Origin of the sequence: Pseudomonas sp. QLc11A, assembly GCF_052112305.1 — a bacterium.
GTDB lineage: Bacteria > Pseudomonadota > Gammaproteobacteria > Pseudomonadales > Pseudomonadaceae > Aquipseudomonas > Aquipseudomonas laurylsulfatiphila.
The window spans coordinates 51,621-65,989 of sequence record NZ_JAVAJJ010000005.1 but is presented as its reverse complement, the minus strand read 5'-3'; the positions used below and the strand labels follow the sequence as shown (position 1 = coordinate 65,989).

Genomic DNA, 14,369 nt, shown 5'->3' with positions numbered 1-14,369 from the left:
GATGGCTTCAGGTATTGATAAAGCTTTTGGGAGGTTGATGCAGGCTGATTTTGGCGTCATACAGCAGGTTGATCAACTCGACGATCATGATCGCCGTCAGCCCCCAGATCTTGTATTCGCCAAAGCGATAGCTCGGCACGTACCAGCTGCGGCCCTGATAGTCGATACGATGGGTATGTTCGCGGGGGTCTTTGCGGAAGAATTCCAGGGGCACGCTGAACACCGCGGCGATCTCGGCATCGTTGGCCCGGTATTCGACAAAATCCGGGATCACCCCGACATAGGGCGTGACCATGATGCCATGCAGGCTGATCAGCGGACTGAGCGGGCCGATCACCTCGACCAGCCCCGGTGGCAGGCCGATTTCTTCCTCGGCTTCACGCAGGGCGGTGAAAATCAGGTCGGAGTCTTCGGGGTCGCGGCGACCACCGGGGAAGGCGACTTCGCCGCCATGGGTCGACAGGCCGCTGGCACGCAGGGTCAACACCAACTCGGGTTCGTCACTGCGGGTGATGGGCACCAGCACCGCGGCCTCGGGAAAACGACGATCGGTCTCCAGTGTGCGTGGAGTGTGGTTACTAACCCGATGCAGTAGCTCGTCCAGCATGAGTGTTCTCGATTTGTGCCTTACCCGGCATCATGCACCAATCGCTGCGGTCGCCCAACCCCCGCAACCGCCCCATGTCGCGAAACGACAACTTGCCGACCGGCACTGCCGCACGCCAAGATAGGCCCAGCATTCAGGAACCCCAGCATGAAATTTTGCAGCCAGTGCGGTAACCCGGTGACCCAGCGCATTCCCGAGGGCGATTCGCGCCTGCGTTTTGTCTGCGACAGCTGTCAGGCCATCCACTACCAGAACCCCAATATCGTCGCCGGCTGCGTGGCGACCTGGGGCAGCAAGGTGTTGCTGTGCCGGCGGGCCATCGAGCCGCGCCGCGGTTACTGGACCCTGCCCGCCGGCTTCATGGAAAACGGCGAGACCATCGAACAGGCCGCCATTCGCGAGACCGCCGAGGAAGCCTGCGCCCGGGTGCGCAACCTGAGCATCTATACCCTGATCGACGTGCCGCACATCAGCCAGGTGCATGTGTTCTTCCGTGCCGAGCTTGCGGACCTGGATTTTTCTGCCGGCCCCGAGAGCCTGGAAGTGCAACTATTCGACGAAGCGGACATTCCTTGGGATGAGCTGGCTTTCCGCACGGTGGGCCGTACCTTAGAATGCTTCTTCGCTGACCGGCGGACCGAGGTCTATCCCGTACGGTCTGAATCGATTCCGCCGCTTGCTCAGCCTGCCATTATCTGATGCCATATTGGTATCATTCGTAGCCGCTGAAAAATTGCCCGAACGCGGCCCGAGCCTTCGGCGGCTCCCACAAAAACATCTATAAATAAATAGTCGCGACACCTCCTGGGGAATCGTTTCAATGCGCTGGTTGCTTGCCCTGTTCTGTTTGTCTTTCGTCGCGGTGTCCCAGGCTTCTGCCCTGGAACCCCTGGACGGCAAGGTCATCGAGAAAATCCTGGTTCTCAAGTCTTCCCATCAATTGCAATTGATCAATGACGGCAAGCCGCTCAAAACCTATCGCATTTCCCTGGGCAAGCGTCCCAAGGGGCCGAAACTGATGGAAGGCGACAAGCGCACCCCGGAAGGCCTCTACTGGGTCGACTGGCGCAAGGTCAGCGATAAATTCAACCTGGCGATGCACATTTCCTACCCGAACATCAGCGACTCGGCCCGCGCCCGTCGTGAAGGCGTCGAGCCCGGCGGCATGATCATGATCCACGGCACCCCGGATACCGAAGACACCCCGGAAGACCTGTTCCACACCCTGGACTGGACCGACGGCTGCATCGCCATGCGCAACATGGACATGCGCGAAGTCTGGAACCTGGTGCCGGACGGCACGATGATCGAGATTCGTCCGTAATTCCCTGCCCCTGCAAGGGATTCTGTGGCGAGGGGGCTTGCCCCCGTTGCGCTGCGCAGCAGTGCCAAACCCTGCAAACACATGTTGTCTGACTCAACTGATCTGCTGACTTCACGGCTGCTGCGCAGCCGAACGGGGCGGTGCGGCGATCCGACAAGCCCCCTCGCCACAACGATTGCACAATTCTGAACACGACCATTGGTCGGCATCAAAAAAAAAAATCAGAAGATCGCAGCCTGCGCCAGCTCCTACGGGGTGAATACCATTTCGCTCTGTAGGAGCTGCCGCAGGCTGCGATCTTTGTCGTTTTAAAGCCCACCGCTAATACCACTTAAAACCACCAAGCCTATAACCAGCCACAAATGGCACATTCCTGTAAAACACCCGCGTTGACATGGTATGCAAGTGGTATTAGTTTCGCCTCACAACCGGGCGACAACAATCCTATATCCGCATCGGACAATGCCTACATGAACGACCTACAGGCCCTGCGCCCCGACGACACCCAACCCACGCCGTTGTACCTGCAACTGGCACGCAATCTGGAAGCGGCGATCCATGCCGGCCAGTGGAAAGCCGAACAGGCCATGCCGTCGGAGCGCCATCTGAGCGAGACCCTGGGCATCTCCCGCGTCACTGCACGCAAAGCGCTGGAAGTGTTGTTCGAACAAGGCCTTATCCGCCGTAACCAAGGCTCCGGCACCTTCATCACGCCGCGCCTCGAACAACCGTTGTCGCGTCTGTCCGGTTTCAGTGAAATGCTCCGCCTCAAGGGTTTCGTGCCCGGTTCGCAATGGCTGGAGCGGGAAATCACCCTGCCGACCCACGAAGAGCTGATCCGCCTCGGCCTGTCGCCCAACGACAAGGTCGCGCGGCTCAAACGTCTGCGCAAGGCCGACGACACCGTGATGGCCATCGAGATGAGCACCCTGCCCGCCTCGATCATTCCCAAGCCGCAATTGGTGGGTGATTCCCTCTACGAATTTCTCGATGGCATCGGCAAGCCGGTGGTGCGCGCCTTGCAGCACATCCAGGCGATCAACGCCTCGGACGAGTTCGCCGCGCTGGTCGGCATCGCCCCCGGCACCGCCATGCTGCTGATGACCCGGGTCGGCTACCTGGAAGACAACACGCCCATCGAAGTCACCGACACCTATTGCCGCAACGACTACTACGACTTTGTGGCAGAGCTGCGTCGCTGACAAACAGCCGGCCGCTAAAAACCGAGATCCCGACATGTCCGAAGACAACATCCTCACCGCCCACGGCTGGGTTCGCGGCCGACTGGTCCACGCCCACGGCAAAGTCGTGTCCATCGAAGGCGTACCCTGCGATCCGGTAGACAACGACCTGCCTTATCTGCTGCCGGGTTTCATCGACCTGCACGTTCACGGCGGTGGCGGCAAAGACATCATGGAAGGCACGCCCGCCTTCGAAACCATCACCCGAACCCACGTGCGCTTCGGCACCACGTCGCTGCTGGCGACCACCATGACGGCGCCGAGCGAAGAAATCTCCAACGTACTCAAAGCCGTCGGCGAATTCTATGAGCAGCGGCCACAAGGCTGCGCCCGGGTGCTCGGTGTGCACCTCGAAGGCCCCTACATCAACCCCGGCAAACTCGGCGCGCAACCCAACTTCGCCCACACCGCGTTGATGGCCGAGGTCGAAGCGTATCTGGCACTGGCGCCGATCCGGGTGATCACCATTGCCCCGGAAATCGCCGGTCACGATGCCTTGATCCGCGACCTCAGCCGCCGCGGCATCCGCATGCAGATCGGCCACACCCTGGGCAGTTACGAGGAAGGCGTCGCGGCGCTGGAGGCTGGCGCCAGCAGTTTCACCCACCTCTACAACGCCATGAGCCCGCTGCATCACCGCGAGCCGGGGATCGTCGGCGCTGCACTGGCCCACGCCAAGTACGCCGAACTGATCCCGGACTTGCTGCACGTGCACCCCGGCGCCATCCGCGTCGCCCTGCGCTCGATCCCGTGCCTGTACTGCGTCACCGACTCGACCGCCGCCGCCGGCATGCCCGACGGCGAGTACAAACTCGGCAGCCACACCGTGACCAAGTGTCTGGGCGGCGTGCGCCTGCCCGACGGCACCCTGGCCGGCAGCACCCTGACCATGGATCAGGCCCTGCGCAACCTGGTGAAAATCGGCCTGCCCATCGCCGAAGCCTCGCAGCGTCTGTCGCAATTCCCCGCCGACTACCTCGGCCTCACCGAACGCGGGCGCCTGCAACCAGGGGCCTGGGCCGACTGCGTGCGGCTGGATCGCTCACTGAAACTGACCGCCGTCATGGTCGAAGGAGAAGACATTGACTTCAAAAATGCTTGAAGAGGCGCTGTCCTCGTTCGAGGCCGTGCAAGCCCAATTGCAGCAACTTGACCCACAGATGATCGAGATCGCCGGACGCCTGTGTCGTCAGCCGCCGCAAGTGGCCATGACCGTGGCACGCGGCAGTTCCGACCACGCCGCCAGTTACTTCGCCTACCTGACCATGCAGCTGCTGGGCATTCCGGTGGCGTCGTTGCCGATGTCGGTGGTGACCATGCAGCAGGCGCCGCTGAAGGTCAGCGGCCAGGTGGCATTTGCCTTCTCGCAATCGGGGCAAAGCCCGGACCTGGTCAACAGCCTGCGCCTGTTGCGCAAGCGCGGCGCATTGAGCATTTCGCTGGTCAATGCCGAGGACTCACCGCTGGAAGCCGCCTGTGAGTTCAGCCTGCCGCTGTGTGCCGGCACTGAAAGCAGCGTCGCCGCGACCAAGAGTTTCATCGCCACCCTGAGCGCCAGCGCGCGGTTGATCGGGCACTGGAAGGAAGACGCCGAACTGCTCGAAGCGGGCTTGGCCTTGCCCGACGGCCTGCGCAACGCTGCGCAACAGGACTGGAGCCCGGCCATCGAGGCCTTGCGCGATTGCCAGCGGCTGATGGTGATCGGCCGGGGCGCCGGTTTCGCCATCGCCCAGGAAGCGGCGCTCAAATTCAAAGAGACCTCGGCGATCCAGGCCGAAGCCTTCAGCAGCGCCGAAGTCCGCCACGGCCCGATGGCCCTGATCGGCGACAACTACCCGTTGCTGGTGTTTGCCCCACGGGGCGCCGAACAGGCCGGTCTGTTGAGCCTGGCCGCCGACATGCGCCAGCGCGGCGCTCGTGTCCTGCTGGCCGCACCGGATGACGTGCTTGAGCGCGACCTGACCCTGACCCGCGCCGAACACCCGGCCCTCGACCCGATTCTGGCGATCCAGAGTTTCTACGTGATGGCCGCCGGCCTGGCCGTGGCCCGCGGAATGGACCCGGACCAGCCGCGGCACTTGAGCAAAGTCACCCGCACCCATTGAATCATTGTCCCCTGTGGGAGCGAGCTTGCTCGCGATGGACGTCAACGATGACGCGTGTTTCCTGAATGAACGCGTTGTTCTCAGGTTCTTCGCGAGCAAGCTCGCTCCTACAGGTGGCGAGCTGATCTGAACTTTTTATGAGACCGAGCCATGCATAACAACAATAAAGAGCTGACTTTAAGCGCCCCGCTCAGCGGCCCGGTGCTCACGCTCGCCAAAGTCCCGGACCCGGTGTTTGCCAGCGGCGCCATGGGCGACGGCATCGCTATCGATCCGCTCAACGACACGCTCCATGCCCCCTGTGCGGGTGTGGTGGTGCATGTCGCGCGCACCGGCCACGCGGTGACCTTGCGTGCCGACAACGGCGCGGAATTGCTCCTGCACCTGGGCCTCGACACGGTCGAGTTGCAGGGCCTGGGCTTCTCGATGCTGGTCAAGGAAGGGGCGCGCGTCGCCAATGGCCAACCCCTGCTGCGCTACGACCTGGACAAGGTCGCGCAACAGTGCAAAAGCCTGGTCAGCCTGCTGATCCTTACTAACAGCCAGGACTTTCAGGCGCGGCCCATCACCCTCAAATCGGTGAAAGTCGGTGAGCCATTGCTGCACATCATTCGTCGACAGACATCGACCGCAGAGGTTGATATCGAGTTTGCCGGTGCCGAGATTGTCGGCCACGTATGCATTGCGCACCGTGGCGGCCTGCACGCGCGGCCGGCCGCGTTGATCCGTCAGACCGCACAAGGTTTCAAAAGCAAATCGCAGCTGCACTTCGCCGGCAAATCGGCCACCTGCGACAGCCTGATCGGCCTGATGGGGTTGGCCATCGGCGAACAGGCAGAAGTCCAGGTCAGTTGCCAGGGCCCGGACGCCGAAGCTGCATTGCAAGCCTTGCTCACCGCGTTATCCACAACCCTGGCCGAAGACAGTCACGCCGTCGCGCCACCAATGATCGCCCAACGCAATCGCCCCGCCGAAGCCGGTGTGTTGCACGGTGTCTGCGCAGCGCCGGGCCTGGTCGGCGGGCCGCTGTTTCGCCTGAATGCGATCAGCCTGCCAGTGGATGCCGGCCAGCATGATCCGCAACAGCAACGGCAGGTTCTGGACGCGGCCCTGAGCCAGGTGCGCAGCGAAATCGACCACACCCTGGCCCAGGCAAAAAAACACAAGGACAGCGCTGAAGAGGCCATTTTCGCCGCGCACCTGGCGCTGCTCGAAGATCCGGCCTTGCTCGACGCTGCCAGTCAATCCGTCGACCAGGGCACCGCCGCGACCCACGCCTGGAGCCAGGCCATCGAGGCGCAATGCGAAGTGCTCCAGCAAACCGGCAGCACATTGCTCGCCGAACGCGCCAACGACCTGCGCGACCTCAAGCAACGGGTGCTGCGCGTATTGCTCGGCGATACCTGGCATTACGACGTGCCGGCCGGCGCCATCGTCGCGGCCCATGAACTGACTCCGTCCGATCTGCTGCAACTGAGCCAGCAAGGCGTCGCCGGGCTGTGCATGGCCGAGGGCGGTGCGACCTCCCACGTAGCGATTCTGGCCCGGGGCAAAGGCCTGCCGTGCATGGTCGCACTGGGCTCGACGCTGCTCGATCAGCAACAGGGGCAACCGGTGGTGCTGGACGCCGACGGCGGCCGCCTCGAACTGACCCCCGGCACACAGCGCCTGACCGACGTGCGCCAGCTGCAACAGCAACAGCAACAACGTCGGGCCGAACAACAGACCCAGGCGCACACACCGGCGCTGACTACCGATGGCCTGTGCATCGAAGTCGCCGCCAACGTGGCGTCCAGCACGGAAGCGGCAGACGCATTGGCCAATGGCGCCGACGGCGTCGGCTTGCTGCGCACCGAATTTCTCTTCGTCGACCGCCAGACGGCCCCGGACGAACAGGAACAACACCAGGCTTATCAAGCCGTGCTCGATGCCATGGGCGACAAGTCGGTGATCATCCGCACCATCGACGTCGGTGGCGACAAGCAACTCGACTACCTGCCACTGCCCGCCGAGGCCAACCCGGTGCTCGGCCTGCGCGGCATTCGCCTGGCCCAGGTCCGCCCGGAACTGCTCGACCAGCAACTGCGCGCGCTGCTGCACCTGCGCCCGTTGTCACGCTGCCGGATCCTGCTGCCGATGATCACTGAGGTCGATGAACTGCTGCACATCCGCCAGCGCCTCGACGCCTTGTGCACCGAACTGGGCCTGGCGCAGCGCCCGGAGCTGGGGGTGATGATTGAAGTGCCGGCCGCCGCGCTGCTGGCCGAGCAACTGGCGGAGCACGCGGACTTCCTGTCCATCGGCACCAATGACCTGTCGCAATACACCCTGGCCATGGACCGCGACCACGCCGGGCTCGCCGCGCGCGTCGATGCGCTGCACCCGGCCCTGCTGCGGTTGATCGCCCAGACCTGCGCTGGCGCGGCGCAGCACAAACGCTGGGTCGGCGTGTGCGGTGCACTGGCGTCCGATCCGCTGGCCACGCCGGTGTTGATCGGCCTGGGGGTCAGCGAGCTGTCGGTGAGCCCGGTACAGATCGGTGAAATCAAGGACCGCGTGCGTCATCTCGACGCCAGCGAATGCCGGCGCATCAGTCAGGGCCTGCTCAAGCTGAGCAGCGCCAGTGCCGTGCGTCATGCCTGTCACCAGCACTGGCCTCTGAGCTAACTCTTTACAAAAGAAGAACAAAAATCCAGGGAGATCCGCCATGTACCAACTTTTCATTGAAGGCCTGCAACGCCTCGGCCGCGCGCTGATGCTGCCGATCGCGATCCTGCCGATTGCCGGCCTGCTGCTGCGCCTGGGCGATACCGACCTGCTGAACATCGCGATCATCCACGACGCCGGGCAGGTGATCTTTGCCAACCTGGCGATGATCTTCGCCATCGGCATCGCGGTCGGTTTCGCCAAGGACAACAACGGTACGGCGGGGCTTGCCGGGGTGATCGGCTACCTGGTGATGATCGCCACCCTCAAGGTGCTCGACCCGAGCATCAACATGGGCATGCTCGCCGGGATCGTCAGCGGCCTGATGGCCGGCGCGCTGTACAACCGCTTCAAGGACATCAAGTTGCCGGAATACCTGGCCTTCTTCGGTGGGCGACGGTTCGTGCCGATTGTCACCGGGTTCGCCGCCGTGGGCCTGGGCGTGGTGTTCGGCTATATCTGGCCGCCGATCCAGCACGGCATCAACAGCTTCGGCACACTGATGATGGAGAGCGGCAGCATTGGTGCGTTCGTCTTCGGCGTGTTCAACCGCTTGCTGATCGTCACCGGCCTGCACCATATCCTCAATAACATGGCGTGGTTCGTGTTCGGCAATTTCACCGACCCCACCACCGGTGCGCTGGTCACCGGCGACCTGTCGCGCTACTTCGCCGGCGACCCGAAAGGCGGCCAGTTCATGACCGGCATGTTCCCGGTGATGATCTTCGGCCTGCCCGCCGCGTGCCTGGCGATGTACCGCAACGCCCTGCCGGAACGGCGCAAGGTGATGGGCGGGATATTCCTGTCGATGGCCCTGACCGCGTTCCTGACCGGCGTGACCGAGCCGATCGAATTCGCCTTCATGTTCCTCGCGCCGCTACTGTTTCTGCTGCATGCGTTGCTGACCGGCCTGTCGATGGCCATCACCAATGCGCTGAACATTCACCTGGGCTTCACCTTCTCCGGCGGCTTCATCGACATGGTCCTGGGCTGGGGCAAATCCACCAACGGCTGGCTGGTGTTCCCGGTGGGCCTGGCGTATGCCGTGATCTATTACGTGGTGTTCGATTACTGCATCCGGCGTTTCGACCTGAAGACGCCGGGCCGCGAAACCAGCGCTGCCGCCCCGCAAGTGGCGGTGGCCGACAATGAACGCGCCGGGGCTTACATCAAGGCCTTGGGCGGTGCCGCAAACCTGATCACCGTTGGTGCCTGCACCACGCGGTTGCGCCTGGACATGGTGGATCGCAACAAGGCCTCGGATACCGGTCTGAAAGCGCTCGGCGCCATGGCCGTGGTACGTCCGGGCAAGGGCGGGAGTCTGCAGGTAGTGGTGGGGCCGATGGCCGATGCGATTGCCGATGAAATTCGCCTGGCGATGCCGGCGCTGGGTCGTGCCATGGTGTCGTCGCCGGTAGTGGAAATCGATGCGCGTGCACCGGCCGCCGTGGCGACACCTGAAGCGCAGCAATGGCTCAATGCGCTGGGGGGTGGCGACAATGTGTTGCAACTCGACTGCATCGCCATGACGCGCATCCGCCTGCAACTGGCCAATGGCAAGGCATTGTCGGAGTGTGATTTGAAAGCGCTGGGTTGCCAGGGTGTGAGTCAGCTGGACGGCGGGATCTGGCATCTGCTGGTTGGCGACAAGGCGGCGAGTTTGAGTGGGGCGTTGGAAGCGTTGGTCAATCGCAGTGAGGTCAGTGCCAAGGTTTAGATCCTCGGTGCCTGACAGGCCGCCATCGCGAGCAGGCTCGCTCCCACAAGGGTCCGGTGTACATCGATCCACTGTGGGAGCGAGCCTGCTCGCGAAGAGGCCATCACAAACACCACAATAGTTGTGGGTAATAAAAAACCCGCTGAAATCTCTTTCAGCGGGTTTTTCATTTCAGCGGCACGAGAATCAGAAATCCTCCAGGCGCCACACTTCATAAGCCGGTGTCTCGTAGGGATGGCTCTGTTTCAGAGCCGCCACCACCGCGTGAATCAACTCATCAGCCACTACCAGCTCGACTTTCCATTCCTCGACCTGTTCGACCTGCCCTGCCTCGCCAATGAACGGCTGACTGCCGTCCAGTGGACGAAACTGGCCCAGGCCCAACACTTGCCATGCACAGTGATCGTAAGCACCGATACGTCCGCCACCGGCGGCGAATACGGCACTTTTGACCATGTCGACATGACTGTCGGGAACAAAGAAGCTGAGCTTGTACACGGCGCTTAGTTCACCCACACGCGAGCGTTACGGAACATGCGCATCAACGGTGCATCTTCGTTCCAGTCATCCGAACGCCACGAGTTCTGCACGGCGCGGAACACACGTTCCGGGTGCGGCATCATGATGGTCACGCGACCGTCACGGCTGGTCAAACCGGTGATACCGCGCGGCGAGCCGTTCGGGTTGGCCGGGTAGCTTTCGGTGACCTTGCCGTGGTTGTCGACGAAACGCATCGCCACGCAACCGGACAGATCGGCTTCCAGCAGTGCTTCTTCGCTGGCGAACTCGGCATGACCTTCGCCATGGGCGATGGCGATCGGCATGCGCGAACCGGCCATGCCCTGCAGGAAGATCGAATTCGACTCCTGGATCTGCACCATGGCAACACGGGCTTCGAACTGCTCGGAACGGTTGCGCACGAAGTGCGGCCAGAACTCGCTGCCCGGGATCAGCTCGTGCAGGTTGGACATCATCTGGCAACCGTTGCACACGCCGAGGGTGAAGCTGTCGTTGCGCTCGAAGAAGCCCTGGAACGCATCGCGGGCGCGGCTGTTGAACAGCGCGGATTTCGCCCAGCCTTCACCGGCACCCAATACGTCGCCGTAGGAGAAGCCACCGCAAGCGACCATGCCCTTGAACTCGTTCAGGTCGACACGACCGGCCAGGATGTCGCTCATGTGCACGTCGATCGCGTTGAAACCGGCGCGGTCGAACGCCGCCGCCATTTCCACCTGACCGTTGACGCCCTGCTCACGCAGCACGGCAACCTGTGGGCGGATGCCTTTCTTGATGTAAGGCGCGGCGATGTCCTGGTTGATGTCGTAGCTCAGCTTGACGCTCAGGCCCGGGTTGTCTTCTTCCAGCAGCACGTCGAACTCTTGCTCGGCGCAATCGGCGTTGTCACGCAGGCGCTGGATCTGGTAGCTGGTCTCGGCCCACTGGCGTTGCAGCAGACGACGCTGGCCTTCGAACACGGTGTCACCGTTGAAGGTGATACCGATCTCGCCATTGTTGATTGGCTGACCGATCACCGACACGCAATCGCCCAGGCCGGCAGCGCTGAACTGCGCGAGGATGTCCGGGGTGGCGTCCTGGCGAACCTGGATCGCCGCACCCAGTTCTTCGTTGAACAGGATCGCTGCGATGTCGGCGGAGGAATCCGCCAGGCTGTCGAGGTTCAGGCTCAGGCCGCAGTGACCGGCGAAGGCCATTTCGACGACGGAGGTCAGCAGACCACCGTCGGAACGGTCGTGGTAAGCCAGCAGGTGACCGTCGGTGTTGAGGCCCTGGATCACGGCGAAGAAGGCCTTCAGGTCTTCGGCGTCGTCGACGTCCGGAGCCTGTTTGCCGAGCTTGCCGTGAACCTGCGCGAGGATCGAGGCGCCCATGCGGTTCTGGCCGCGGCCCAGGTCGATCAGGATCAGGTCGGTGGTGCCCTTGTCCATGCGCAGTTGCGGGGTCAGGGTCTGACGGATGTCAGTCACTGGCGCAAAACCGGTCACGATCAGGGACATCGGCGACGTGACGGACTTGTCCACGCCTTCATCGTTCCAGCGCGTGGCCATGGACATCGAGTCCTTGCCCACCGGAATGGTGATGCCCAGCTCAGGGCACAGTTCCATGCCGACCGCTTTCACGGTGTCGTACAGACGCGCGTCTTCGCCCGGGTGACCGGCAGCGGACATCCAGTTCGCCGACAGCTTGATGTCGGAGATCTTGCCGATGCGCGAGGCCGCGATGTTGGTCAGGGTTTCGCCGATGGCCATGCGGCCCGACGCCGGAGCGTCCAGCAGTGCCAGCGGAGTCCGCTCGCCCATGGCCATGGCTTCGCCGGTGTAGACGTCGAAGCTGGTGGCGGTGACGGCAACGTCGGCCACCGGAACCTGCCACGGGCCGACCATCTGGTCACGGGCCACGAGGCCGGTGATGGTGCGGTCGCCGATGGTGATCAGGAAGCTCTTGCTCGCCACGGCCGGGTGATGCAGGACGCGTTCGACGCAGTCGGCAATGTTCAGGGTCGACGGATCGAAGTCGTCGCCCAGCTCGGCTTCACGTACCACCGAACGGTGCATGCGCGGCGCCTTGCCCAGCAATACTTCCAGTGGCATGTCCACCGGGCTGTTGCCGAAGTGGCTGTCGGTGACGGTCAGCTGGGGTTCAGCAGTGGCTTCGCCGACCACGGCAAACGGGCAACGCTCACGTTCGCAGATCGCCTTGAAACGCTCGAAGTCAGCCGGGCCGACCGCCAGAACGTAGCGCTCCTGGGATTCGTTGGACCAGATTTCGTGCGGGGCCATGCCCGGCTCGTCGTTTGGAATGTTGCGCAGTTCGAAACGGCCACCGCGGTCGCCGTCGTTGACCAGTTCCGGGAAGGCGTTGGACAGACCGCCCGCACCCACGTCGTGGATGAAGCTGATCGGGTTCTTGTCGCCCAGTTGCCAGCAACGGTCGATGACTTCCTGGCAGCGACGTTCCATTTCCGGGTTTTCACGCTGAACCGAAGCGAAGTCCAGGTCCGCCGAGCTGGTGCCGGTGGCCATGGAGGAAGCCGCGCCGCCACCCAGGCCGATCAGCATCGCCGGGCCGCCGAGCACGATCAGCTTGGAGCCAACGACGATCTCGCCTTTCTTGACGTGCTCTTCACGGATGTTGCCCATGCCGCCTGCCAGCATGATCGGCTTGTGGTAGCCGCGAACTTCGTCACCGTGCGGGGTGGTGATCGACTGTTCGAAGGTACGGAAATAGCCGGTCAGGGCCGGACGACCGAATTCATTGTTGAACGCAGCGCCGCCCAATGGGCCTTCGATCATGATGTCCAGCGCGGTAACGATGCGCTCAGGCTTGCCGTATGGCACTTCCCACGGCTGTTCGAAGCCCGGGATCTGCAGGTTGGACACGGTGAAACCGGTCAGGCCGGCTTTCGGCTTGGCACCGCGACCGGTGGCGCCTTCGTCGCGGATTTCGCCACCGGAACCGGTGGACGCGCCCGGGAACGGAGCAATCGCGGTCGGGTGGTTGTGGGTCTCGACCTTCATCAGGATGTGCACCGGTTCCTGCACCGCGCCGTACTGGCGGGTTTCAGGGTCCGGGAAGAAGCGACCGGCCACGGAGCCGACGATCACCGAAGCGTTGTCCTTATAAGCCGACAGGACACCTTCGTTGTGCATCTGATAGGTGTTCTTGATCATGCCGAACAGGCTTTTTTCCTGGCTCTGGCCGTCGATGTCCCAACTGGCGTTGAAGATCTTGTGACGGCAGTGCTCGGAGTTCGCCTGGGCGAACATCATCAGTTCGATGTCATGTGGGTTGCGCTTCAAGCCGACGAAGGCGTTGACCAGATAGTCGATCTCGTCTTCGGCCAGGGCCAGGCCCAGCTCGGTGTTGGCTTTTTCCAGCGCGGCGCGGCCGCCGCCCAGCACGTCGATGGCGGTCAGGGGTTTCGGTTCGGCGTGACTGAACAGGCCGGCGGCCTGTTCGAGGTTGCCCAGGACGATCTGGGTCATGCGGTCGTGCAGACCGTCAGCGATCAACCGGGCTTCAGCATCGCTGAACTGGCCGGCCACGTAGAACGCGATACCGCGCTCCAGGCGCTGGATTTTCGCCAGGCCGCAGTTGCGGGCGATGTCGCTGGCCTTGCTCGACCACGGCGAGATGGTGCCGAAGCGCGGCAGTACCAGAAACAGACGACCGGTCGGTTCTTGTACCGGAACGCTTGGACCGTACTTCAGAAGGCGCGCGAGCACCTGCTGTTCGTCGCCGGTCAGGACGCCGGTAACTTCGGCGAAGTGAGCGAATTCAGCATACAGGCCGCTGACAGCCGGAACCTTCTGGCTCAGTTGCTCAAGGAGCTTGCTGTGGCGAAAGGCGGAAAGGGCAGGAGCGCCGCGCAGGATCAACATCTTCGGGACAGCCTCGGGAAGGGGTGTGCTTTGAGGCCGTGCATTCTAGCCTAAACAGCCCGCGACATCACCCGAAACGCTACGCACGGTTGCACTCGGGTGTCGATCTGTGTTTCTGCCCCGAAAGTCAGGTTAACCGGGCGTGTGACGACAGCTTATTTTTACTGTCACAAAATGCAGACAAGGCCCGTTCCTGCGGGGTTTCGGCCGGTTTTGTGATCTCTAGCAGACTCGCCCTTCACTGTCGAGATATGGCGCCCGTGGTCCTT

10 protein-coding genes are annotated in these 14,369 nt (G+C 62.8%); 7 read left to right on the top strand and 3 right to left on the bottom strand.

Going from position 1 to position 14,369, the window contains the following annotated elements; genetic code table 11:
- Positions 1 to 7 precede the first annotated feature (7 nt).
- Complete coding sequence (locus Q8X48_RS09740; protein WP_007973942.1) at positions 8 to 607, bottom strand: CoA pyrophosphatase; 600 nt, start codon at positions 605 to 607, stop codon at positions 8 to 10.
- Between the two features lie 147 nt (positions 608 to 754).
- Between Q8X48_RS09740 and Q8X48_RS09735 the strand changes: the two genes are divergently transcribed.
- The 7 genes from Q8X48_RS09735 (at position 755) to nagE (ending at position 9,700) form a co-directional block, all read left to right on the top strand.
- On the top strand, positions 755 to 1,306 hold the full coding sequence (locus Q8X48_RS09735) for an NUDIX hydrolase (protein WP_108228019.1): 552 nt from the start codon (positions 755 to 757) through the stop codon (positions 1,304 to 1,306).
- A 121-nt stretch (positions 1,307 to 1,427) separates the two neighbouring features.
- Entirely contained in the window at positions 1,428 to 1,931 is a 504-nt protein-coding gene (locus tag Q8X48_RS09730) for a L,D-transpeptidase family protein (protein WP_007973946.1), read from the top strand.
- A 470-nt stretch (positions 1,932 to 2,401) separates the two neighbouring features.
- Positions 2,402 to 3,133, top strand: coding sequence for a GntR family transcriptional regulator (locus tag Q8X48_RS09725; protein WP_126049515.1), 732 nt, complete (start codon positions 2,402 to 2,404; stop codon positions 3,131 to 3,133).
- A gap of 34 nt (positions 3,134 to 3,167) precedes the next feature.
- Positions 3,168 to 4,274: an N-acetylglucosamine-6-phosphate deacetylase gene (gene nagA, locus Q8X48_RS09720; RefSeq protein WP_126049513.1), complete on the top strand. Its 1,107-nt coding sequence runs from the start codon at positions 3,168 to 3,170 to the stop codon at positions 4,272 to 4,274.
- Positions 4,267 to 5,277, top strand: coding sequence for an SIS domain-containing protein (locus tag Q8X48_RS09715; RefSeq protein ID WP_407800680.1), 1,011 nt, complete (start codon positions 4,267 to 4,269; stop codon positions 5,275 to 5,277). Before nagA ends, Q8X48_RS09715 begins: the two co-directional genes overlap by 8 nt.
- A 150-nt stretch (positions 5,278 to 5,427) precedes the next feature.
- Positions 5,428 to 7,944, top strand: a complete 2,517-nt coding sequence (gene ptsP, locus Q8X48_RS09710) for a phosphoenolpyruvate--protein phosphotransferase (protein ID WP_407800602.1) — start codon at positions 5,428 to 5,430, stop codon at positions 7,942 to 7,944.
- Positions 7,945 to 7,984: 40 nt separating this feature from the next.
- Positions 7,985 to 9,700 carry an N-acetylglucosamine-specific PTS transporter subunit IIBC gene (nagE, locus tag Q8X48_RS09705; protein ID WP_407800601.1) on the top strand — a complete coding sequence of 572 codons (1,716 nt, stop codon included), beginning with the start codon at positions 7,985 to 7,987 and terminating at the stop codon, positions 9,698 to 9,700.
- 186 nt (positions 9,701 to 9,886) lie between these two features.
- On the opposite strand, the gene cutA is transcribed toward nagE, so the two are convergent.
- The gene (gene cutA / locus Q8X48_RS09700; RefSeq protein WP_102674876.1) at positions 9,887 to 10,198 is read right to left on the bottom strand and encodes a Nif3-like dinuclear metal center hexameric protein; all 312 of its coding nucleotides are present in this window, start codon (positions 10,196 to 10,198) and stop codon (positions 9,887 to 9,889) included.
- Between the two features lie 5 nt (positions 10,199 to 10,203).
- The gene (gene purL / locus Q8X48_RS09695; RefSeq protein WP_407800600.1) at positions 10,204 to 14,100 is read right to left on the bottom strand and encodes a phosphoribosylformylglycinamidine synthase; all 3,897 of its coding nucleotides are present in this window, start codon (positions 14,098 to 14,100) and stop codon (positions 10,204 to 10,206) included.
- Between the last annotated feature and the right edge of the window lie 269 nt (positions 14,101 to 14,369).